Raw genomic sequence first — 20,892 nt, 5'->3', positions numbered from 1 at the left:
CCTACCTCAAAACACTGGCGCGAGCGCGGGCGATGCCGCGCTGGGCCGCTTTCTTGTCGAAGGCCGTCTCGCTCTCGCTGAACACGGCCAGGAGGCCCGTCCGCAGGCGCTCGGTCAGTGCCTCGTCATCGAGCTTTCTGCCATTGCAGGTCACGTAGAACACGTCCGTCGCCCGTTCGCCATAGCCGTCGATCTGGGCCGAAGTAAGAGCCAGTCCCTCATCCGCGAGCACATCGGCGAGATCAGCCAGGAGGCCGGGCCGGTCGCGTCCGGACGCCTCGACCACCGTGGCCTGTTCGGCGATCTGGTTGGAAATCGTCACGGCCGGCGTCACGCGGAAGGCCGCATCGCGGCGCTTGAGCGCCGCCGGGCTGCGCCGGCGCACCGTGATCTCGCCGGTCGCCACTTCGCGCAGATAGGCGACCAGCGCCTGGCGCTGGCGGGCGTCGTGAATGCCGTAGGGCTGTCCTGCCGCATCCTGGATGTAGAAAATGTCGAAGACCTGGCCGGACCGGGTCGTGTTGATCGTCGCGCCCACGACATCGGCCCGCATCTCCGCAAACGCCGCCACGATATCGGCGAAGACCCGGTCACGGTCGGGCGACCAGATCATCACCTCCGTCGCCGAGCGCCGCCGGTCGACCCGCACCGAAGCCGAGGTGGTTTCGCCGGCCTCCCAGGCATGACGCACGAAGGCGGCATGGCGAATACGATCCTCACGTGAAAAGGTGACCCAATAGCTGTCGCTGTGTTCGGCTGTCCACCAGTCGGCGAACTCGGCATTGAGACGCTCCAGCGAACCGCGCAGATCCTCACGGGCCAGTTCGGCACGATCGGCCAGGGTCTTCTGGGCCGCCTGCAGCGTATCGCCTTCCTCGGCGAGCACGCGCTCCGTGGCGCCGTAGAGATCGCGCATGAGCTGGCCCTTCCAGCCATTCCACACGCCCGGACCGACCGCGCGGATATCGACCACGGTCAGCACGGTCAGAAGACGCAGGCGCTCGATGGTGCCGATCGCATTGGCGAAATCGACGACGGTACGCGGATCCGACAGGTCGCGCCGCTGCGCCGTATCGCTCATGAGAAGGTGGTTCTCGATCAGCCAGGCCACCAGTTCCCGCTCGTCCTCTCCAAGACCGAGCCGGTCACAGGCCGACCGCGCACGCTGCCCGCCCTCGATGCACTGATCGCCGGCGCCCTTGCCCGTATCGTGGAGCAGGACGGCAAGGTGCAGGGCGCGGCGATTCTGGATTTCGTGCACGACGCGGCTGGAAAGCGGGTGATCCACCGGGTGCAGACCGTCCTCGATCTCGCGCAACAGCCCCAGCGCCTGCAGCGTATGCTCGTCGACCGTATAGCGGTGATACATGTTGAACTGGGTGCGCGCGACGATATCGCCGAATTCGGGGATATAGCGGCCCAGCACACCGGCCTCGGTCATCATGCGCAGCACCGCCATCGGCGCCGGACTGTCCAGCAGCACCGCGAAAAAGGCGCGCGCGGCCCGCGGGTCGCGCCGGAAATCATCGTCGATCAGGTGCAGCGTCCGGCCGATCCGCGCCACGGCCTCGGGATGCAGGTCCAGCCGCCGCGACGCCGCGACATGGAAGAAACGCATAAGCCGGATCGGCTCCTCGCGGATCTGCGTGGCATGGGCGAAATCGAGCCGGCCCTCGCGGACAATGAATTCGCCGACATCGGCATCTTCTTCGGATTCCATGCCCGGCGGCAGGAAACGCGCCAGCCCTTTCGGCTTGGACTTCCAGGCATCGGCTTCCAGCTTGGCGCAGACCAGGCGGGTCAACGCGCCCACATCCATGGCGGTGCGGAAATAGTGCCGCATGAAAAGCTCGACGCCGCTTTCCGTCTCTTCGTCCTCGAACCCCATGCGCGCCGCGATTTCCGGCTGCAGATCGAAGGTCAGACGCTCGTCCTTGCCCCCCGCCAGTTCGTGCAGGTGGAAGCGGACTGTCCACAGGAAATCATCGGCCTGGACGTAGCGGCTCACATCCTCGACCGAGAGCAGGCGCGTCCCGACCCAGCGCTCGAACGCGTCGGCGCCGTAGAGAAATTGCGCCAGCCAGCGGATCAGCTGAAGGTCGCGAAGGCCGCCCTTGCCGGATTTGAGATTGGGCTCGACCGTATAGCGCGAGCGGCCCGCCTTCTCGATACGGGCATCGCGTTCGCGCAGCTTGGCCTCGACGAATCCCGGCAGGTCGATTGACACCACTTCGTCGCGAAAGCGCTGCGCGAGCAGGGTGGTCACGGTCTCGTCGCCCGCCAGGTGACGCAGACTCAGCAAGGCCGTGCGTTCGGAAGGGTCTTCCCCCGCCAGGTCCAGGGTTTCCTGGATCGTCCGGCAAGCCCCGCCGCCGACATCGATCTTGAGATCCCAGAGCGCATACAGAAACCGTTGCAGGAAGTCGTCGCAGGCCTCGCCTGTCCCGTCGGGACGGATCAGCATGAGGTCGACATCCGAGGCCGGTGCGAGCTCCCCCGCACCGAATCCACCCTGGGCACACAGCGCGATGCCCCCGGCTCCGTCCGGGTCGTCCGACGCCATTGAGTCGAAAAGCGCGTGCAGGCAGACGCTGACGCCGTCGGCGAGCGTCTTCGCGGCCAGGGCACCGCCCCCGGCACCGGACAGCTCGTCCACGGCATGCTCGCGAAATCGATCGAGGGCGGCCTTCACCTCGGCGAGACCCGCGGCCCGGGCCGACGGCGAGCCCCAGCCTTCCTGCGCCACCGCAGCGGCAAGCTGGGCGCGCAGTTTGAGGGCATCGAGCGTGGCGGGCAGGACGGACGGGCTCATGATGGGGCCAGCTTAGAGCAGGGCGGCAAGGTGCGTCACGTCTTCTTGACCATGCCACGGAGTGCATAGACGAGATCGAGCGCCTCGCGCGGGGTCAGACCGTCCGGATCGATCTCCGAGAGGCGCGTCTCGACCTCCGAGACTGCCATGACGGGTTCCGGTTCGACAGTCGCGAAAAGGGGCAGTTCGGCGAGGGCGGCCGCCGGTGCGCCGTCAGATTCGAGACGCTCCAGGATAGACTGCGCACGCTTGATCGCAACGCCGGGCAGGCCGGCGCGGCGAGCGACCTCGATCCCGTAGGACCGGTCGGCCGCACCGGGGCCGACCTCGTGCAGGAAGACCAGCTCGCCCTTCCACTCCTTCGCCTTCAGGGACACGTTTCCGGCGGCATCCAGATCGTCGGCCAGCCGCGTCAGCTCGTGATAATGCGTCGCGAACAGCGCCCGGCAGCCATTGACCTCGTGCAGGTGTTCGGCGGCAGCCCAGGCGATGGAGAGACCGTCGAACGTGGCCGTGCCCCGGCCGATCTCGTCGAGAATGACGAAACTGCGCCCGGTCGACTGGTTCAGGATGGCCGCGGTCTCGATCATCTCCGCCATGAAGGTCGAGCGCCCGCGCGCCAGATCGTCGGCGGCACCGACACGCGAATAAAGCCGGTCGGCAATTCCGATACAGGCCGATCGCGCCGGCACGTAGCAGCCGGCCTGGGCCAGCATGAGAATGAGGGCGTTCTGGCGCAGGAAGGTCGATTTACCGGCCATGTTCGGACCGGTGACGAAGGTCAGGCGTGCGGCCTTGGACCCGGACCCGTCCAGCTGGCAGTCATTGGGCGTAAAACGGCCCTCGCCGCTGCGCTGTAGAGCCCGCTCGACCACCGGATGCCGGCCCCCATCGACCGTGAACACCGTGCTCGCCTCGATCTGCGGGCGGCAGGCCTGCGTCTCCTCGGCCCATTCGGCCAGCGCCGCGGAGACGTCGAACTCAGCCAGGGCCCGCGTCGCCTCACGGATCGCGTCGGCCTGCGCCTCGACCCGCTCGCGCAGCGCGGCGAAAGTCTCCAGCTCCATAGCCAGGGCACGTTCGCCCGCACTGGCGATCCTCGCTTCCAGATCGGCCAGCTCGGTCGTGGTAAAGCGCACGGCATTTGCCATGGTCTGGCGATGGATGAATTGCTCGTCGCCCATCAGCGCATCGGCATTCTTCGCCGTCACCTCGACGAAATATCCGAGCACATTGTTGTGCTTGACCTTGAGGGCATTGACGCCCGTCGCCTCGGCATAGGTCTGCTGCAGACCGGCCACGACCCGGCGGGACTCGTCGCGCAGCTTGCGGGCTTCGTCGAGTTCGGCCTGCCAGCCCTCCGCCACGAAACCACCATCGCGCGCCATCAGGGGCGGCTCGTCTACGATCGCCCGCTCGAGATCCGAAACGAGCGCCGACAACTCGGTCTTGTCGGCCAGTGTGAGTGCCGTCAGGCCTTCGGCGATCAGGGCGGGCGGGCTGTCGATCGCTTCGCGGTGCAGACGCGCCGCGATGAGCTCGCCCTCCTGCAGGGCGGCAGACAGGGATTTGAGGTCGCGCGGACCGCCCCGCCCCAAAAGCAGACGCGACAGGGCGCGTTCGGCATCTCCGGCAGGCTTGAGCCGGTCGCGCAGCTCGCGCCTGATATCCGCGGCCTGCTCGAAGAAGGCGATGGCGTCGAGACGGCGCTCGATCTGATCGGGATCGGTCAGCGGACGCGCCAGCCGGTCGGCCAGACAGCGCGCCCCGGGCGCCGTGACCGTGCGGTCGATCGCGTCGAGCAGCGAGCCCTGTCGCTGTCCGGACAGGGTGCGCTCGATTTCCAGGCTCGCCCGCGTCGCCGGATCGATGGAGAGCACACTGCCCTCTCTCGCCTGGCGCGGCGGCGACAGCTTGGCCGGCGCACCGGCCTGGGACAGCGCCAGATAGTCGAGCAAAGCGCCCAGTGCCGAGCGTTCGGCCCTGGAGAAGTCGCCGAATGCGGTGAGCTCCTGGACCCTGAACTGCTCCTTGAGCTGCCGCTCGGCGGAATTCACGTCGAACTTCGCGCGCGGCAGCGGTGTCAGCGTCGCCCGCGGTGCGAGGCCCGCCGCTTCGCCGAAACCGGTCTCCTCGACCAGAAGCTCGGCGGGGTTCATCGCGGCCAGCTCGGCGGCAATGGCGGCCGGCGTCACCCCACTGACCACGAACTCGCCGGTCGAGACATCCGCCCAGGCGATCGCCGCCTCGCCGCTGGCATGGCGCGCGAGGGCCGCGATCCGGTTGGCGGACCGCGGATCCAGAAGCGAGTCCTCGGTCAGTGTGCCGGGCGTCACGACGCGCGTGATTTCCCGGCGCACGACGGCCTTGGAACCACCGCGCGCCTTGGCCGCCTTTGGGTCCTCGGTCTGCTCGCCGACCGCGACCTTGAAGCCCGCCTTGATGAGACGGGCGAGATAGGCTTCAGCGGTCGCCGCAGGAACGCCGCACATCGGAATGGGCTCGCCCTGATGCTCGCCGCGCTTGGTCAGCGCGATATCGAGCGCCGCCGCGGCCCGCACGGCGTCGTCGAAGAAGAGTTCGTAGAAATCCCCCATCCGGTAGAACAGCAGCGCATCGCCCGGTGCCGAGGCACGCAGGGCCAGATACTGCTCCATCATGGGCGTCGCGCCCTCCGCCGAGGGAAAGCTGCGATTGATCGGGACAGGAAGGGTGGAATGTGCGTTCATCGGTGCGGACGGTGGCGAGGTTTCACCTTGCGTGCAAGGGCCGGAAGCGGCTAGAGCGCTTCTAGTCGGGGAATAATCTGGAAACAAGGACATCGGCGATGAACGACAGAACGAGCCATGTTGAGGACGACGAAGCGCTCGCCTTTCACCGCGAGCCCGTTCCGGGCAAGCTCGCCCTGTCTCCGACCAAGCCGATGGCCACACAGCGCGACCTGTCGCTGGCCTATAGCCCCGGCGTCGCTGCGCCTGTGAAGGCGATCGCCGAGGATGCGGACAAGATCTACGACTACACCTCGAAGGGGAATATGGTCGCCGTGATCTCCAACGGCACGGCCATTCTCGGGCTAGGCGATCTCGGCGCCATGGCCTCCAAGCCGGTAATGGAAGGCAAGGCGGTGCTGTTCAAGCGCTTCGCCGACATCGACGCCATCGACATCGAGGTCGAGGAGAACGATGCGGACGCCTTCATCGAATGCGTCAAGCGCATCGGCAATACGTTCGGCGGCATCAATCTGGAAGACATCAAGGCGCCGGAGAGCTTCATCGTCGAACAGCGCCTGCGCGAACTGCTCGACATTCCGGTCTTCCATGACGACCAGCACGGCACGGCCATCATCTCCGCCGCCGGCATTCTCAACGCCTGTCACCTGACCAATCGCCGGATCGAGGACCTCAAGGTCGTCGTCAACGGCGCCGGCGCCGCGGGCATTGCCGTGCTGGAACTGCTCAAGGCCATGGGTGTACGATCGGAGAATGCGCTCCTGTGCGATTCCAAGGGCGTGATCCACAAGGACCGCGACAATCTCAACCAGTGGAAGGCCGCCCACGCCGCCGACACCGACAAGCGCTCGCTCGCCGATGCGCTGGAGGGCGCCGACTGCTTCCTCGGCCTCTCCGTCGCCGGTGCCGTCAGCCAGGACATGGTCAAGTCCATGGCCGACGAACCGATCATCTTCGCCATGGCCAATCCGGATCCGGAGATCACGCCGGAGGATGTCGCCGCGGTTCGCGACGATGCCATCATGGCAACCGGCCGTTCGGACTATCCCAACCAGGTCAACAATGTCCTTGGTTTTCCCTACATCTTCCGCGGTGCGCTCGATGCGCGCGCCCGGACCATCAATGAGGAAATGAAGATCGCCGCGGCCCAGGCGATCGCCGCCCTGGCCAAGGAAGACGTACCGGACGAGGTCGCTGCGGCCTATCACGGCGCACGCCCGAAATTCGGCAAGGACTACATCATTCCATCGCCTTTCGACCCGCGCCTGATCTCCTACGTGCCGCCCTATGTGGCCCAGGCTGCGATGGATTCCGGCGTGGCCCGCAAGCCGGTCCCGGACATGCAGGCCTATCGCGCCTCTCTGGCCCGCCGCCTCGACCCGACTGCCGCCCTGCTGCAGCGCATCCAGGGCGCCGTGATGGGGCATGGCCGCCGCATCGTCTTTGCCGAAGGCGAGGAGCCCTCGGTTATCCGCGCCGCCTACGCTTTCCAGAATCAGGAATTGGGCAAGGCCATCCTCGTCGGCCGCGAGGAAGTCGCGCGTGCCAACATGCGTCAGGTCGGCGTGCCGGAAGACGCCATCGAGATCGTCAATGCGCGGCTTTCGGATCATAATTCCGACTATGCCGACTTCCTCTACGCGCGCCTTCAGCGCCAGGGCTATCTGCGCCGCGATGTGCAGCGTCTGGTCAATAACGACCGCAATGTCTTCTCCGCCTGCATGGTGAAACTGGGCGATGCGGACGGCATGGTAACGGGCACAACCCGTGCCTATGACGCGGCCCTGCGCGACATCCGCCTCGTGCTGGACCCGATCGAGGGACAGCGGGTGATGGGCATGTCGATCGCGCTCGCCAAGGGGCGCACCCTCTTCATCGCCGACACGAACGTGGCCGAATTCCCGGACGAGCACGCCCTGGCCGATATCGCCTGCGAGACGGCGGCCGCCGCCCGCGGCTTCGGCTTCACGCCCCGCGTGGCCTTCCTGTCCTATTCCACCTTCGGCAATCCGTCCGGCGACCGTTCGGACAAGCTGCAGGAAGCGGTAAAGCTGCTCGACGGGCGCGATGTGGATTTCGAATACGAAGGCGAGATGAATGTCGATGTGGCGCTCGATCCGTCACACCGCTTCCTCTACCCCTTCTCGCGCCTGAAGGGGCCGGCGAACGTGCTGGTCATGCCGGCCATCCACTCCGCCTCCATTGCGACCAAGCTCCTGCGCGTGGCCGGTGGCGCGACCGTGATCGGCCCGATGCTGCTCGGCGTAGAGAAACCCGTCCAGATCGCCCGCCTCGGCGCCTCGGTCAGCGAGATCACAACGCTTGCCGCCCTCGCCGCCTACGATCCGGAAAAGCACGACGTGGATACGGGCCTGGCGGAGTAAGCGAAACTGCTAGTCGACGGTTTCGCGCTCGGCGAATTTCTCCTCGCCTCGGGCACCCGGTGGGCCGTAGCGCGCAACGACGAGCAGGACGATCGCAGCCGGGATCGTCCAGCCCGCTGTGACCACGAAGAAGGTCACCCAACCGACCGCGTCCGCGAGCACGCCGGAGAAGCCGGACAGGAATTTCGCGAAAAGCGCGTAGAAGGAACTGACGAGCGCATATTGCGTCGCCGCATTCGCCGGATCGACCAGGCTCGACAGATACGCGATGAAGACGGTTGTGACGAAACCGCCCGCTAGATTGTCGCCCACGATAGCAACGGTGAGCTTCCACACTTCGTCCGGCTGGGCCGTTGCGGCCAGCCAGGCAAAGGCACCATTGGTGATCAGCGTGATCAAAAGACCGATGACGAGCGCCTTCATCAAGCCGATGCGGTAAGCGACGATGCCTCCAACGAACAGCCCGAACATGGTTGCCGCGAGACCCGGGCCGCTCTGGATACCGCCAACCACCGCACGGTCGAATTCGAGGTCCGAATAGAGCGGCGCGGCCATGACGCCCATGGTGAAATCGCTGATCCGGTAGAGCGAGATCAGCGCGATCACGACGATGATCCACCAGCCCAGCCGGTCAAAGAAGGCCTTGAAAGGCTCCCAGACAGCCCGAACCACTTTGAGGCCGAAACTGCCCTCAAGCTCACGCTTGCCCACGCCCGCTTTGGGCTCCTTCATCAGGAAGACGAGCGCGGCTGACAGGGCCATGGCAGCTGCCATGGTCAGGAAGGACAGGTTCCAGTTTGCCCATTCCGAAATGGCAAGGCCCAGACCGGAGGTCATGTAGGCGATGCGGTAGCCGAAGGAGTAGGCAGCGGCCATGTTGGCCTGCATGTCGTTCGGAGCGGATTCAATCCGCCAGGCATCGATCGAGACATCAAGCGTGGCACCGGAATAGGCGAGCAGAAGGGCGGCGATCACCACCGGGAACAGACTCCAGAGCGTTCTCATCTCGGCGAGGCGTTCGAAATGATCGTCGCTCTGCACGATTTCCAGCAGCCTCCGGTAATCCTCGGCCGGCACAAGCACGATCTCAGCGCCGTCCTCTCCGGAGACGGTCCGGACGCCCTCACGGAGCTGCGCAGCCTCCTCGACCGAGACGCGCTCATTCTCACTGTCCACGGCCAGCTGCAGGGAGTCGGAAAGGACCGCGTACTCTTCGAGGCTGATCTCGGCGAAACGCGTCCCGGTCTCGTCGCGCCGGTAGGACGCGCCGGTCGGGTCGGAAAAGGCGATCAGGACAAGGGCGATGACGGTTCCGGCTATCGCCGTGAATATCCAGGATCGCCGCGCACCGAGCAGCTTGTTGAGAAAGGGGATTTTCACCCGGTCGACCAGCGGCGCCCAGAGAAATTTGAGCGTGTAGGACAGGGTGACGAAGTAGAAGAAGCCGATGGTCGAACGGTCGATACCGGCATCGCGTAGCCAGTAGGACAGTTTCTGGAAGACCATGTAGAGCGGCAGGCCTGACGCGAAGCCGAGTACCAGCATGGAGAGCATGACCGGCGTACCGTAGACGGTGAGCGTCTTGAGCCAGGTCGTGCTCGTGGACGGTGTGCCGGCATCGGCAGGCGTGTTGGCCATCAGACTGAACTCCGCATGGGCTGGGGTCAGCGCATGCTGGCGCGCTTCTCGGTCCGGCACAAGCGGGAGAGGGCGGTGCCGAGCTTTTCCGGGTCGAGCGGCTTGGTCAGGAATTCGTCCATCCCGGCTTCAAGGCATAGCGAGCGGTCGGCTTCCGAGGCATTGGCGGTCAGGGCAATCAGGGGCAGGTCGAGACCGGCGGCGCGGATGGCGCGGGCCACGTCGGGCCCGTCGAGTGCGGGCATGCGCTGATCGAGCAGGGCCGCGTCGAACCGGCCGCCGAGCGCCGCATCCACGGCGCTGGCCCCGTCTCCGACGAGGGTGACATCAATGCCGATCCGCTCCAGACATTTTCGCGCGATCATCGCATTGACCGGGTCGTCCTCGGCCACGAGCAGCGAAAGGGAGGAAAGATCCACGGCCTCGGCACCGGACAGGCCATCCGGGCCTTCCGGCACTGCGTCCTCCCCGCTTCCGCCGAGCAGTCGATCGACCAGGCTGGCCGCCCGGATCGGCTTGACGAACCAGCCGTCTCCCGCAGTGCCCGCACCGGCAATCACGGCATCCTTCTCCGCTGGCGCCACCAATTGCCAGATCCGCTGCGCTCCGGCCTCGCGCGCCGGCCCGGCCCAGGCCGGATCGACCAGAATGTCGAGGCCGGACGCCGCCGCCAGTCGCGACGGATGGTCAATGACGACGATCTCGGCCCCCAGCGCTGCTAGCTGATCGGCCAGCGTCTCGCGCAGCACCGCGCTGGGGCCGGCAATGGCCAGGCGCTGCCCGGAAAGAGGTTCGCCATTGCGCAAACTCTGCACCGGCAGTTCGAACAATACCCAGAATTTGGCGCCCTCGCCGAGCTCGCTCTCCACGCCCATGGCGCTTTCCATCGCCTCGACGAGACGGCGCACCATGGCGAGACCGAGCCCGGCACCGCCCTCGGCGCCATTGCGCTCGGCCGCACCACGTTCGAAATGTTCGAACAGATGGGCCTGATCGGCTTCGGAAATCCCTGGACCGGTATCGGAGACGGAGAGGGCGAGGCGCGGCCTTCCCTCATTGTCCGGCGCATTGCTGACATCGATGCGCACGCCGCCCGTGTCAGTGAACTTCACCGCATTGCCTATGAGATTGAACAGGATCTGTTTGAGCCGCGCCGCGTCGCCCTCGACGACATTCGGCGCATCGGCGGCGAAAACGACGCCGATTTCCAGCCCCTTCTCATGGGCGCGCGGCGCTGCGAGTTCGACCGTTTCGCGGACCAGCTGATCGACATCGATGGGCTCGGGACGCAATTCCAGCTTTCCGGCCTCAAGCCGCGACAGGTCGAGAATGTCGTCGACCATGGCCAGAGCATGATCGGCGGACGCGGCGATCGAGCGGACGTAATCGGCCTGGTCGGGGCGTAGCGGTGTCGCATCGAGCAGGCGCGCCATACCCAGCGCGCCGGCCAGCGGCGTGCGCAATTCATGAGTCACGGCAGCGAAGAAGAGGGATTTGGCGTGCTGCGACGCCTCGAGATCGGCGTGCGCCTCGCGTCGGCTGGTGATGTCGCGGCCCATCGAGACCACGCCGCCATCTGGCAGGAGACGCTCGTCCCATTCGATCCAGCGGGCACCGGATCGCGTGCGCATCAGCATGTCGTAGCGGCGGCTGTCCTTGGCCGATGCCGGCGGTGCGACGGTAAACCAGCGGCCGACCCAGTCCGTCCGGCTCCCGCCGAAGGCCCGGGTGAAGGCTGTATTGACGTAAAGCACGCGACCGCTCGATCCGCGCACGAGAACGAGTTCGCCCGCAACGTCGAGCGCGGTTTCCAGCAGGCTGTCCACGCCGCTGGCCTCGCTGCGCGCCCCCGTGAGCCAGTCGGGCGCCGGGCGCGCATGGCTGCCCTGATCCTGATCGTCGTCGCTCATTCCTGTCCCGGCATGCCTTCCACTCGGTCCTGCAGGACAATTCCCTAGCAAATCGAGGTTAATGAAGCGTCGGCACGACCTGCTCCACTTGCCTCGACCGGCAAGCGGGGAAATGACAGCAGGACTGCCCTGCCCTCCCGCCGGCTCTGCCGATCCGGATAGCCCTCTGCAGACAGGTCTCAGGCGGAGGCGCGGCGGGGCTGCCCGGATCCGGCCGTGTTAGGCTTGGCGAGTCCGCGGCGGCAGGCCAACGCCTCTGCGATATGCACGCGCCGGACCGCATCCTGCCCGTCGAGATCGGCGATCGTACGGGCCACACGCAAGACCCGGTGATAGGACCGCGCAGTCAAGTTCTGCTGCGTGGCGGCGGTCTGGAGCAGGACCTCGCCGGACCGGTCCGGCTCGGCAACATGCTCAAGCTGGTCTGTCGGCAGATGTGCATTGAGACAACCGCGATCGGCCTGGGCGTCCCGCGCAGCCGCCACGCGGCGCGCGGCCTCGGCGCTGCCCTCGCTCGGCGCGGGCAGGGCGAGATCCGCCGGTGTCACTGCCGGAACGGCGATCTGCAGATCAATCCGGTCAAGCATGGGGCCGGAAATACGAGCCTGGTAGTCGATGGCGCAACGTGGTCCGCGCCGGCAACTCACGCCGTCATCGCCCCCGCCGCCACAGCGGCAGGGATTCATCGCGGCGATGAGCTGGAAGCGCGCGGGATAGGACACATGAGCATTGGCGCGGGCAACGGAGATCGAACCCGTCTCCAGCGGCTGGCGCAGACTGTCGAGCACCTGGGGATGGAATTCCGGCAATTCGTCGAGAAAGAGAACGCCGCGATGAGCCAGCGAGGCTTCTCCGGGACGGGCGCGGCTGCCGCCGCCGACCATGGCCGCCATGGAGGCCGAGTGATGCGGCGCGCGAAAGGGGCGGGTCCGCGTGAGTCGGCCGCGCTCGACGAGCCCCGCAACCGAATGGATCATGGAGACGTCCAGCAATTCTTCGGCCGAGAGTGCGGGCAGGAGGCCGGGCAGGCGTTCGGCCAGCATTGATTTGCCGGACCCCGGCGGACCGACCATTAGGAGATTGTGATGCCCGGCCGCCGCGATCTCGAGCGCCCGTTTGGCGCCCTCCTGACCCTTGACCTGCCGCAGGTCGACCGCACGATCCGGTTCCACGAGCTCTCCGGGAACCGGCCGGGATAGAACCTGGCTGCCCTTGAAATGATTGATGAGCTGGATGAGCGTGGCCGGGGCAAGGATGGGCAGGTCCCCGCCCGCCCAGGCGGCTTCAGGGCCACAGGCCTCCGGGCAGATCAGCTTGAGTCCTGTCGCGTTGGCGGCGACGGCGGCAGGCAGGGCGCCGGGCGCCGAACGAATGCGCGCATCGGCACCAAGTTCACCGAACGCAAGATGCTCCTCGGCGGCGTCACGCGGTATGATATTGAGTTCGGCCAGCACGCTGATCGCGATCGGCAGATCGAAGTGAGACCCCTCCTTGGGGCGGTCGGCCGGTGCGAGATTGACGATCAGGCGTTGCGAGGGCAGTGCCAGGCCCAGCGCCGCGAAAGCCGCCCTGACGCGTTCGCGGCTTTCGGCCACAGCCTTGTCCGCCAGGCCGACGATCGAGAAAATAGGTTGCGCACCACCTGCAACCTGGACTTGAACGTCGACATGACGGGCTTCTGCACCCTCGAAGGCGACCGAGGAAGTCCTTGCAGCCATGGTATTTCCCTTCTTCGTACCGGGATTTTGAATCACCGGACCGGTGCATGAACTGCGTGTTCCGCACGCCTGGTCCTTGAATGACACCAGTCAGCGTGCTGATTTTTGACGCCGACTAACCGTCTGTGGCGACACAGTTTTCCACAACTCGCAGAGCTGCTGGATCAAAACGGGAACGAAGATTGAACAAAAATGCGTGCACGTCAAGCGTGCAACCGCGCATTCATCGCGAAATCAGGATCGGGACGCCAGCTTTCCCGCGACGCAATCCCAGAAGAGGGCGCAAGTATCGACACCGGAAAAGCGCTTGAGTTCCTGCACGCCGGTCGGAGATGTGACGTTGATTTCGGTCAGCTTTCCGCCAATCACATCGATTCCGACGAGCACCAGGCCCCGCTCTTTCAGGAGCGGTCCGATCGCGTCGCAGATCCGCCGGTCATGCGCATCGAGGCCGGACGCCTCGGCGCGTCCGCCGACATGCATGTTGGACCGAGTCTCGCCCTTCTGGGGCACGCGGTTGATGGCACCGACCGGCTCGCCATCGATCAGGAGGACGCGCTTGTCGCCCTTTTCAACCTCGCGCAGGAAGGCCTGAGCGATGACCGGCTCGCGCGAGCTGGTCAGGAACATTTCCAGCAGGGAGGAGAAATTCCCGTCACCGGGCGTCATCCGGAAAACACCCGCGCCGCCATTGCCGTAAAGCGGCTTGATGATGAGGTCCTGGTGCTCGTCCCGGAACGCTGTCAGCGCGTCGATATCGCGCGTGATCAGAGTCGGCGGAATCAGCTCGGGAAAGATGAGCGGCAGAATTTTTTCCGGGCTGGAGCGGACCCAGAACGGGTCGTTGAGGACGAGGGTCTGCCCCTTCAGCTGCTCGAGCACGTGCGCCGCGGTCTGATAGGCCATGTCGAAGGGCGGGTCCTGGCGCATCAGCACGACATCGGCATCGCGGGCGAGATCGAGCAGGACCGGTTCGCCCAGTTCGGCATGTTCGCCCTGGACGCGCTTCACGCGAACCGGACGGGCGCGCGCTTCCACGCGGCCGGCATTCCAGGCCAGGTTTTCCGGCTGGTAGACCCACATTTCGGCACCGCGCGCCTGGGCCTCCTCCATCAAGGCGAACGTCGTGTCGCCATCGACATTCACCGTGTCCATCGGGTCCATCTGGACCGCTACGCGCATCGTCATCGGGAGGTCTCCGGGCCACCAAGCAGTTGCGGACCGGAGTTAGTCACTTCCTCCTCCGGATCAAGTCCGGGGACGGGCTCGCCCGCACAAGCCTCCGCGCGGCGCTCGCCACGTGCCGGAAGATCGCTCGGCACGCCGGCGACACGGACATAGGAGATCACCTCGGTCACGCCGTCGACGAGAGACGCGTGCGCGGAAGCGCGGTCGAGCTCGCCGCGATTGCGGGCCACGCCGAGCAGGTAGACGACCCCGTTGCGGGTTTCGACATTGAAATTGATGGACCGCACATTGCGGTCGGAGATCAGGCGCGTATTGATCCGCGCCGTGATTTCGGCGTCCCGCGTACGATCGCGGAAGCCGTCGCCGGGACCGACGCGCACCTCGTTGGCGACATTGCGCACCGCCACCGAGGACCAGGCGAGGCATTCGGCCATGCGGCGATCGTCCTCTCGCGGTACGACGCCGGTCAGAAGCGCGATCCCCTCAGTCACCTCGACATCGACTCCACCGAGCGCGAACCCTTCGCTGCGCAGCATGGCGGACTTGATGGCAACGGAGGCGTTCGTGTCATCGACCTGACGCCCGATCGACCGTTCCTCCTGGACAGTGGAACAGGCCGCAATCGCAGGCAGGATCACGGACAGGGCGCAGAGAGCGGAAATCGGGCGGGGCATGCAGGACTCCTGACGAATCGATGCCGCTCACACTACGCGATCTCGCCGGTTGCGCCACGCCCCGCTTGGCTTAAAGATAATCAAGGGAGGCGTCGGGAGGGACCCAGGCCGCGCGCTCGTGAACGGGCCAGCGGCCGGGCACGACAAGGATCAGATCGTAGCGCGGAAACAGGCTCGAGAAAGCCCGGTTGCGGGCCTTCCAGAGCATGGCAGCCCGCTCGATCCGCCGGCGCTGTCGCGTCCCGATGGACGCACGCGCCGTTTCGGCATCGCCGCGCGCCTTCACTTCCACGAAGACGAGATACTCTCCCTTGCGGGCCACGAGATCGATTTCCCCGGCAGCGGTGCGCGCCCGATGATCGAGCAGGCGATAGCCTTTCAGCACCAGCCAGACCATGGCCAGGCGCTCCGCCCAGCGGCCGCGCGCCTCGGCCCGGCGGCGGCGAACGCTCATCCCGCGCCATCCTTCAGCGCCAGCGCGCGGGCATAGACGTCTCGCCGTGCCCAGCCGGACGCTTCCGCGACGCGGCTGGCCGCGTCCTTTACGCGCATGTCCTCGAGCGCGGCCCGGAGCGCCGCATCGATCCGTGCCTCGTCCCAGTCGTCCGCGGGCGGCGGGCCGATCACCACAACCACCTCGCCGCGCGGCGGACCGGCTTCGGCATAGTGCGCGGCGAGCGTATCCAGCGTGCCGCGCCGCGCCTCCTCGTGCATCTTAGTAAGCTCGCGGCAGACTGCGGCCGGTCGGGGGCCAAAGAGCTTCGCCATGCTGGCCAGGGAGGCGGGCAGACGCGAGGCGCCCTCATAGATCACCAGACTGCCCGGAACGTGACGATAGGTTTCCAGCCAGGCCTCGCGTGGTCCGGCCTTGGGCGGCGGGAAACCGGCGAAGGTAAAGCAGTCGGTCGGCAGACCTGCGATCGTCAGCGCGGTCAGGACTGCCGAAGCTCCCGGAATCGCGACCACGTCGATGCCGGCCTCGATCGCCGCACGGGCCAGCTTGTAACCCGGGTCCGATACCAGCGGCGTGCCCGCATCGCTGACCAGGGCAATCCGCGCACCGCCCTCCAGCGCCTCGATGATACGGGGACGGACCTTCTCGCCATTATGATCGTGATAGGCCTGCAACTTCGCGCGGATATCGTAGGCGTCGAGCAGGCGCCGTGTGACCCGCGTATCCTCGGCCAGCACCGTATCGGCAGCGCCGAGCACGTCGAGGGCCCGCAAAGTGATGTCGCGCAGATTGCCGATCGGCGTCGCCACAAGATAAAGACCCGGCCCGAGCGCTTGCCCCTTCCGCCCCTGGCGGATAGCTTCGGCCTGAATTTCGCTGGGTGTTTCGGTCATGCTTGCAGTCTTTGTTTCACGCGTTTCGTCGGTTCTCGCCAACCTGACACAAAAATCCGCCGCGCGCGTCCTCGCCGTCATCGGTGCGGCCAGCCTTGCGGCCTGCGCCAGCCAGCCAACGCCCCAGCCGCGGCCCGAGCCCGTCGCCCCGCCACCCGTGGTGGAGCCGGTGGTCGAGCCGAAGCCGGATCCGGTGGAAGAGCCCGAACGCACCGGACTGATCCCGCCGCACATGGAAGACCGCGACATTGCCCGCGTCGCCGTCTTGCTGCCCTTCTCCAGCGACAGCGCCGCCGCGCGCGGCGAGGCCCTGCGCATGCTGCGCGCCGCGGAGATGGCGCTCTTCGACCGCGCCGGCGGCAACCTGCTGATGATCCCCAAGGATACGCAGGGCACGCCAGACGGCGCCCGCTCGGCTGCCCAGGCGGCCGTCGAGGACGGGGCGGACATCATCATCGGACCGCTGTTCGGACCCGCCGTACGGGCCGCTGGCGACGTCGCGCGCTCGAACGATATCCCGATGATCGCGTTTACGACCGATACGACGACGGCCGGCGACGGCGTCTACCTGCTCAGCTTCCCGCCACGCATCGAGGTCGAGCGGATTGTCGAATATGCGGCGTCGCAGGGCATTGAGCGATATGCCTATCTCGGCCCGCAGGACCGCTACGGCATGGCCGTCTATTCCGCGCTGCAGGACAATACCGCACGCCACGGCGGCTTCGTCGCGGCGGAATCCTTCTACACCGGCGATGTGGAAGCCATGTCGCGTGCCTCGGCCCGCCTTGCGGAAGGCGTGTTCGAACCGCTCACCCCGGAAGACGCCGACGAGTTGCGTCAGCAGGAATGGGCTCCCGATCCGGAAGCGCCCTTCCAGGCCGTCATCCTGCCCGAAGGGGGCACCAAGCTGCGCGCGCTCGGTCCGCTGCTGATCAGCCAGGCCGTCGACCCGCTGGTCGTGCGCTTCCTCGGCACCGGCCTCTGGAACGACCCGGACTTGTTGCGCGAGCCCGCCCTGCGGGGCGGCTGGTTTGCCGGTCCGGACCTGACCGCCCGCGAAGCCTTCGAAACCGGCTTCGAGGAGACCTATGGCAGCGAGCCGTCCCGCATCGCCAGCCTGGCCTATGATGCCATGGCCCTGGCCGCGCATCTGGAAGGCGGAGAAGCCGGCTTTTCGCGCGATGCGATCGAGAACGAGCAGGGCTTCTTCGGCGCGGATGGTCTCTTCCGTTTCGATGAAACCGGCATGATCGAACGTGGCCTCGCCATCTACGAAATGCGCTCGCGCGGCTTCTTCGAGATCGAGCCGGCGCCGACGAGTTTCGAGGCGGACGTGTTCGACACCGACCCGTACGATACCGATCCCTACGGTACGGCTCCGACGACACGCTCGCCCTTCGGAACCGCGCCGTCGGGAACCGCCCTGCAGGACTAGGCGCTAGCCGGCGTCAGGTACAAGCCGCCCCGATGCCCCGTCGGCCAGCAAGCGGCCCGCCGGGGTGAGCCGGATGCGCGTGCCGGCGGTTTCCATCAGACCCATCTCCGTCATCTCGGCAAGCCCCGCTGCGTCGACGCTCAGACCCGTCGCCCGCTCCAGCCGGGCGGGATCGAGCCCTTCGGCGAGGCGCAGTCCCATGAGGATCCGTTCGGCGGCCTCGTCTGCCGCGCTCAGCGTCTCCGTTTCGTCCACGCCCCAGCCCTTTTCGGACACCGTGCGTATGTAATCCGCCGGACGCCGGGCAGCCGCCGTCGCGATACGCCCGCCCGTCCGATGCGTTCCGAGCCGGCCATGAGCGCCGGGTCCGGCCCCGATCCAGTCGCCGCCCGCCCAGTAGATGCGGTTGTGCACCGACTGGTCTGCGGCCGAGCGGGCATGATTGGAAATCTCGTAGCCCTCAAAACCTGCACCCGCGCAGATCTCGTTGGTCAGCTCGTAGAGATCGGCCGCGAAGTCCGGCGGCGCGGCCAGCCTTTCGCCGCGCTCCGTGCGTTTGCCGAACGCGGTATTGCTTTCGATGGTGAGCTGATAGGGCGAGATGTGCCCGGCGCCCGTCGCGAGCGCCTTGCGCAGCTCCCCCGCCCAGGCATCCGCGTCCTGGCCGGCGCGCGCATAGATGAGATCGAGCGAGACCCGGGGAAAATGCGTCAGTGCCGCGGCGATCGAGCGTTCGGCCCCGGCAGCGTCGTGATCGCGGCCGAGGGCGACCAGCGCAGCATCGTCGAAACTCTGCACACCCAGCGAGAGCCGGTTGATCCCGGCCGAGGCCATGCCGGCAAAACCGCCGGCATCATTGGGGTTGGCTTCCAGGCCGATTTCCACGTCCGGCGCGAAGCCCCAGAGCCGCTCGGCCGTACCGATAACCGCCTCGAGCTGGGCAGGTGTCATCAGGGAGGGGGTGCCGCCGCCGAAATGCAGGCTGGCGAGGGGGCGCGGTCCGGTCCGTTCGCGCCAGCCGGCGAGATCGTCGAGTATGGCGGAGAGCAAGGCCCCCTGGTCGCCCTTGGGCCGGTAGACGTTGAAATCGCAATAGGGGCAGATGCGGGCACAATAGGGCCAGTGGACGTAAAGCCCCAGCGCGTCGCCCTGCTCGCCCCCTCCGGCGGGATCAGCCATCGGGAAACTCCGCCGCGATCAACGCCGCCAGGGCGCGGCCGCGATGGCTCATCGACTGTTTCTCTTCGCGGCTCATCTCGGCAAAGACGCGCTCATGGCCGTGCGGCCGGAAGACGGGATCATAGCCGAAACCGCCCTCGCCACGCGGCGGCCAGACGATCTCGCCGGCCACTTCGCCCTGGTAGTGACTGACGCGTCCGTCCGGCCGCGCGAGGGCAATGGCGCAGATGAAACGGGCGGTGCGGTCCGCATTGCCACTATTCCTCAGCCCGCTTTCCACCTTTTCCATGGCCCGGGAGAAGTCGCGCGGCTCGCCGGCCCAACGGGCTGAATGGACGCCGGGGTCGCCGTCCAGCGCATCGACCGCGAGGCCACTGTCATCGGCCAGACAGACCAGTCCCGTCGCGAGGCAGGCCGCGCGAGCCTTCAATTCCGCATTGCCGCGAAAGCTGGTCTCGGTCTCTTCCGGCTCGGGCAGATCAAGATCGGCAGCACTCTTCAGCGCGATCCCTCGCGGCTCCAGAAGTGCACGCAACTCGTTGATTTTGCCTGTATTGTGACTGGCCAACACCCAGGTCTCGGTATGCGTCATGGGTCCGGATTCGACCTCCTATTTATCGCCTTTCAAAAAATTCATATCGAAAAACGATATTTTTTGCTTGCGTCCCGCCAATGATGGGTTTATCGATAAACAACAAGGACGGGAAACACTGTCCGAGTAACACGAAAGACAACGGTAGTTGGTCACATTCAACACGAAGGAAACAGGAAAATGGTCAGGTCCGACAATTCGAGCATGCGTATGATGGGTTCCATTGCCATCAATCTCGTACTGCTCATTTCCGTCGCAGCCGGAACGTTTTATGCCATTGCACCGGTTGCCGCATGATGGCGAAATACGGTTGAGGCCCGAAGGACGGCGATAACGTCCACGGGCCTCAGTCGAAATGGCCTACGTCGTTCTTGGAAGGGGCAGGCATGAAAACACTCGGCCGCGGATCGCTCGCATCCATCATAAAGATCGTCCTGGACGGCGTCTGGTATCTCAGCTGGGCACTGCTGGCGATTGCCGCCTTCGTCCTGCTGGCAACAGCGGCGACCCTCATCATGGATTTCCTGGGCTATTCGCCCGGAATCGTGTCCGAATTGCTGTCCTCGGTGAGGGATTACGGCTGGATCTTCCCGATCTTCGTTGCAGAGATCGTCGCCGTCATGGTGGTCATAGACCGTCTGCGCCGCATCTTTTCGACGCTCATCGCGGGTGACCCCTTCGTGCCGGAAAACGCCGGGCATCTCCGGGTTATCGCGCTGGCCATCGCCGCTTTCCAGATCCTGCGCCATGTAACCCAGGGCGCCGTGGCCATGCTGCTGACCATGATGGACCGCCCGGTCATGGGCGGACTGGAGCTGACGGTCACTGCCAATATCGATCTCGGCGCCTGGTTCGCGGTGGCTGCGCTTCTGGTGCTTGCGGAAGTTTTCCGCGAAGGTGCACGCATGCGCCAAGAACAAAAACTGACGATTTAGGGAGGCGCCAATCATGCCCATTCGCGTCACCCTCGACCGTATGCTCCTGGAGCGCCGCATGTCGCTGACCGAACTCTGCGACCGTGTCGGCATCACCATGGCCAACCTGTCCATCCTCAAGACAGGCAAGGCCAAGGCCGTACGCTTCTCCACCCTTGAAGCGCTCTGCCGCGAACTCGGTTGCCAGCCCGGCGACCTGCTGAGTTTCGATGATGAGGAGGACGATGCCCGCGACGCAGCCGAATAGGCGCGAACGGGTCAAACAGCCCGCCCGAACCCGGCCTTCCGGGGAAATGGGTGGGACAGACGGCGGGGGCGGGCCTGCACGGTAGCCCCTTCCAAGAGTGTCCG

General features: G+C 66.1%; 15 protein-coding genes. 4 read left to right on the top strand and 11 right to left on the bottom strand.

Going from position 1 to position 20,892, the window contains the following annotated elements; translation table 11 throughout:
• Window position 1: 1 nt before the first annotated feature.
• Together AC13HB_RS07975 and mutS are read right to left on the bottom strand one after the other, a co-directional pair.
• Window positions 2-2,812, bottom strand: coding sequence for a [protein-PII] uridylyltransferase (locus AC13HB_RS07975; protein WP_482949219.1), 2,811 nt, complete (start codon window positions 2,810-2,812; stop codon window positions 2-4).
• A gap of 35 nt (window positions 2,813-2,847) precedes the next feature.
• The gene (mutS, locus tag AC13HB_RS07970) at window positions 2,848-5,541 is read right to left on the bottom strand and encodes a DNA mismatch repair protein MutS (protein WP_482949218.1); all 2,694 of its coding nucleotides are present in this window, start codon (window positions 5,539-5,541) and stop codon (window positions 2,848-2,850) included.
• A 98-nt stretch (window positions 5,542-5,639) separates the two neighbouring features.
• Here mutS and AC13HB_RS07965 point away from each other — a divergent pair, with 98 nt between their 5' ends.
• Entirely contained in the window at window positions 5,640-7,925 is a 2,286-nt protein-coding gene (locus tag AC13HB_RS07965) for an NADP-dependent malic enzyme (RefSeq protein WP_482949217.1), read from the top strand.
• Between the two features lie 9 nt (window positions 7,926-7,934).
• On the opposite strand, the gene AC13HB_RS07960 is transcribed toward AC13HB_RS07965, so the two are convergent.
• The 7 genes from AC13HB_RS07960 to rsmI all read right to left on the bottom strand — a co-directional run bounded on the left by AC13HB_RS07960 (window position 7,935) and on the right by rsmI (window position 16,400).
• Window positions 7,935-9,563 carry an MFS transporter gene (locus tag AC13HB_RS07960; RefSeq protein WP_482949216.1) on the bottom strand — a complete coding sequence of 543 codons (1,629 nt, stop codon included), beginning with the start codon at window positions 9,561-9,563 and terminating at the stop codon, window positions 7,935-7,937.
• Between the two features lie 26 nt (window positions 9,564-9,589).
• Window positions 9,590-11,473 carry an ATP-binding protein gene (locus tag AC13HB_RS07955; protein ID WP_482949215.1) on the bottom strand — a complete coding sequence of 628 codons (1,884 nt, stop codon included), beginning with the start codon at window positions 11,471-11,473 and terminating at the stop codon, window positions 9,590-9,592.
• A 179-nt stretch (window positions 11,474-11,652) separates the two neighbouring features.
• The gene (locus tag AC13HB_RS07950) at window positions 11,653-13,191 is read right to left on the bottom strand and encodes a YifB family Mg chelatase-like AAA ATPase (RefSeq protein ID WP_482949214.1); all 1,539 of its coding nucleotides are present in this window, start codon (window positions 13,189-13,191) and stop codon (window positions 11,653-11,655) included.
• Window positions 13,192-13,425: 234 nt separating this feature from the next.
• A complete protein-coding gene (gene gshB, locus AC13HB_RS07945) occupies window positions 13,426-14,379 on the bottom strand; it encodes a glutathione synthase (RefSeq protein ID WP_482949213.1) in 954 nt (317 codons plus the stop codon).
• Window positions 14,376-15,053 carry a BON domain-containing protein gene (locus AC13HB_RS07940; protein ID WP_482949212.1) on the bottom strand — a complete coding sequence of 226 codons (678 nt, stop codon included), beginning with the start codon at window positions 15,051-15,053 and terminating at the stop codon, window positions 14,376-14,378. Before AC13HB_RS07940 ends, gshB begins: the two co-directional genes overlap by 4 nt.
• Before the next feature lie 70 nt (window positions 15,054-15,123).
• Window positions 15,124-15,507 carry a YraN family protein gene (locus AC13HB_RS07935; RefSeq protein ID WP_482949211.1) on the bottom strand — a complete coding sequence of 128 codons (384 nt, stop codon included), beginning with the start codon at window positions 15,505-15,507 and terminating at the stop codon, window positions 15,124-15,126.
• A complete protein-coding gene (rsmI, locus tag AC13HB_RS07930; protein ID WP_482949210.1) occupies window positions 15,504-16,400 on the bottom strand; it encodes a 16S rRNA (cytidine(1402)-2'-O)-methyltransferase in 897 nt (298 codons plus the stop codon). Before rsmI ends, AC13HB_RS07935 begins: the two co-directional genes overlap by 4 nt.
• Between rsmI and AC13HB_RS07925 the strand changes: the two genes are divergently transcribed.
• A complete protein-coding gene (locus AC13HB_RS07925) occupies window positions 16,399-17,835 on the top strand; it encodes a penicillin-binding protein activator (RefSeq protein ID WP_482949209.1) in 1,437 nt (478 codons plus the stop codon). The two genes, rsmI and AC13HB_RS07925, sit on opposite strands and share 2 nt — an antisense overlap.
• A gap of 3 nt (window positions 17,836-17,838) precedes the next feature.
• Here the strand turns inward: AC13HB_RS07925 and hemW are convergent, their stop codons facing one another.
• Together hemW and rdgB are read right to left on the bottom strand one after the other, a co-directional pair.
• Entirely contained in the window at window positions 17,839-19,014 is a 1,176-nt protein-coding gene (gene hemW / locus AC13HB_RS07920) for a radical SAM family heme chaperone HemW (protein ID WP_482949208.1), read from the bottom strand.
• On the bottom strand, window positions 19,007-19,606 hold the full coding sequence (rdgB, locus tag AC13HB_RS07915; RefSeq protein ID WP_482949207.1) for an RdgB/HAM1 family non-canonical purine NTP pyrophosphatase: 600 nt from the start codon (window positions 19,604-19,606) through the stop codon (window positions 19,007-19,009). The genes hemW and rdgB overlap by 8 nt, the downstream gene beginning before the upstream one ends.
• A 386-nt stretch (window positions 19,607-19,992) precedes the next feature.
• Between rdgB and AC13HB_RS07910 the strand changes: the two genes are divergently transcribed.
• On the top strand, window positions 19,993-20,541 hold the full coding sequence (locus tag AC13HB_RS07910; RefSeq protein WP_482949206.1) for a DUF2975 domain-containing protein: 549 nt from the start codon (window positions 19,993-19,995) through the stop codon (window positions 20,539-20,541).
• A 13-nt stretch (window positions 20,542-20,554) separates the two neighbouring features.
• The gene (locus tag AC13HB_RS07905; RefSeq protein WP_482949205.1) at window positions 20,555-20,788 is read left to right on the top strand and encodes a helix-turn-helix domain-containing protein; all 234 of its coding nucleotides are present in this window, start codon (window positions 20,555-20,557) and stop codon (window positions 20,786-20,788) included.
• Window positions 20,789-20,892: the final 104 nt, after the last annotated feature.

The sequence above is a fragment of the Maricaulis sp. B-26 genome, from assembly GCF_056857855.1.
The sequence above is the reverse complement of the archived record's forward strand: the minus strand, read 5'-3'. Positions and strand labels throughout refer to the sequence as shown.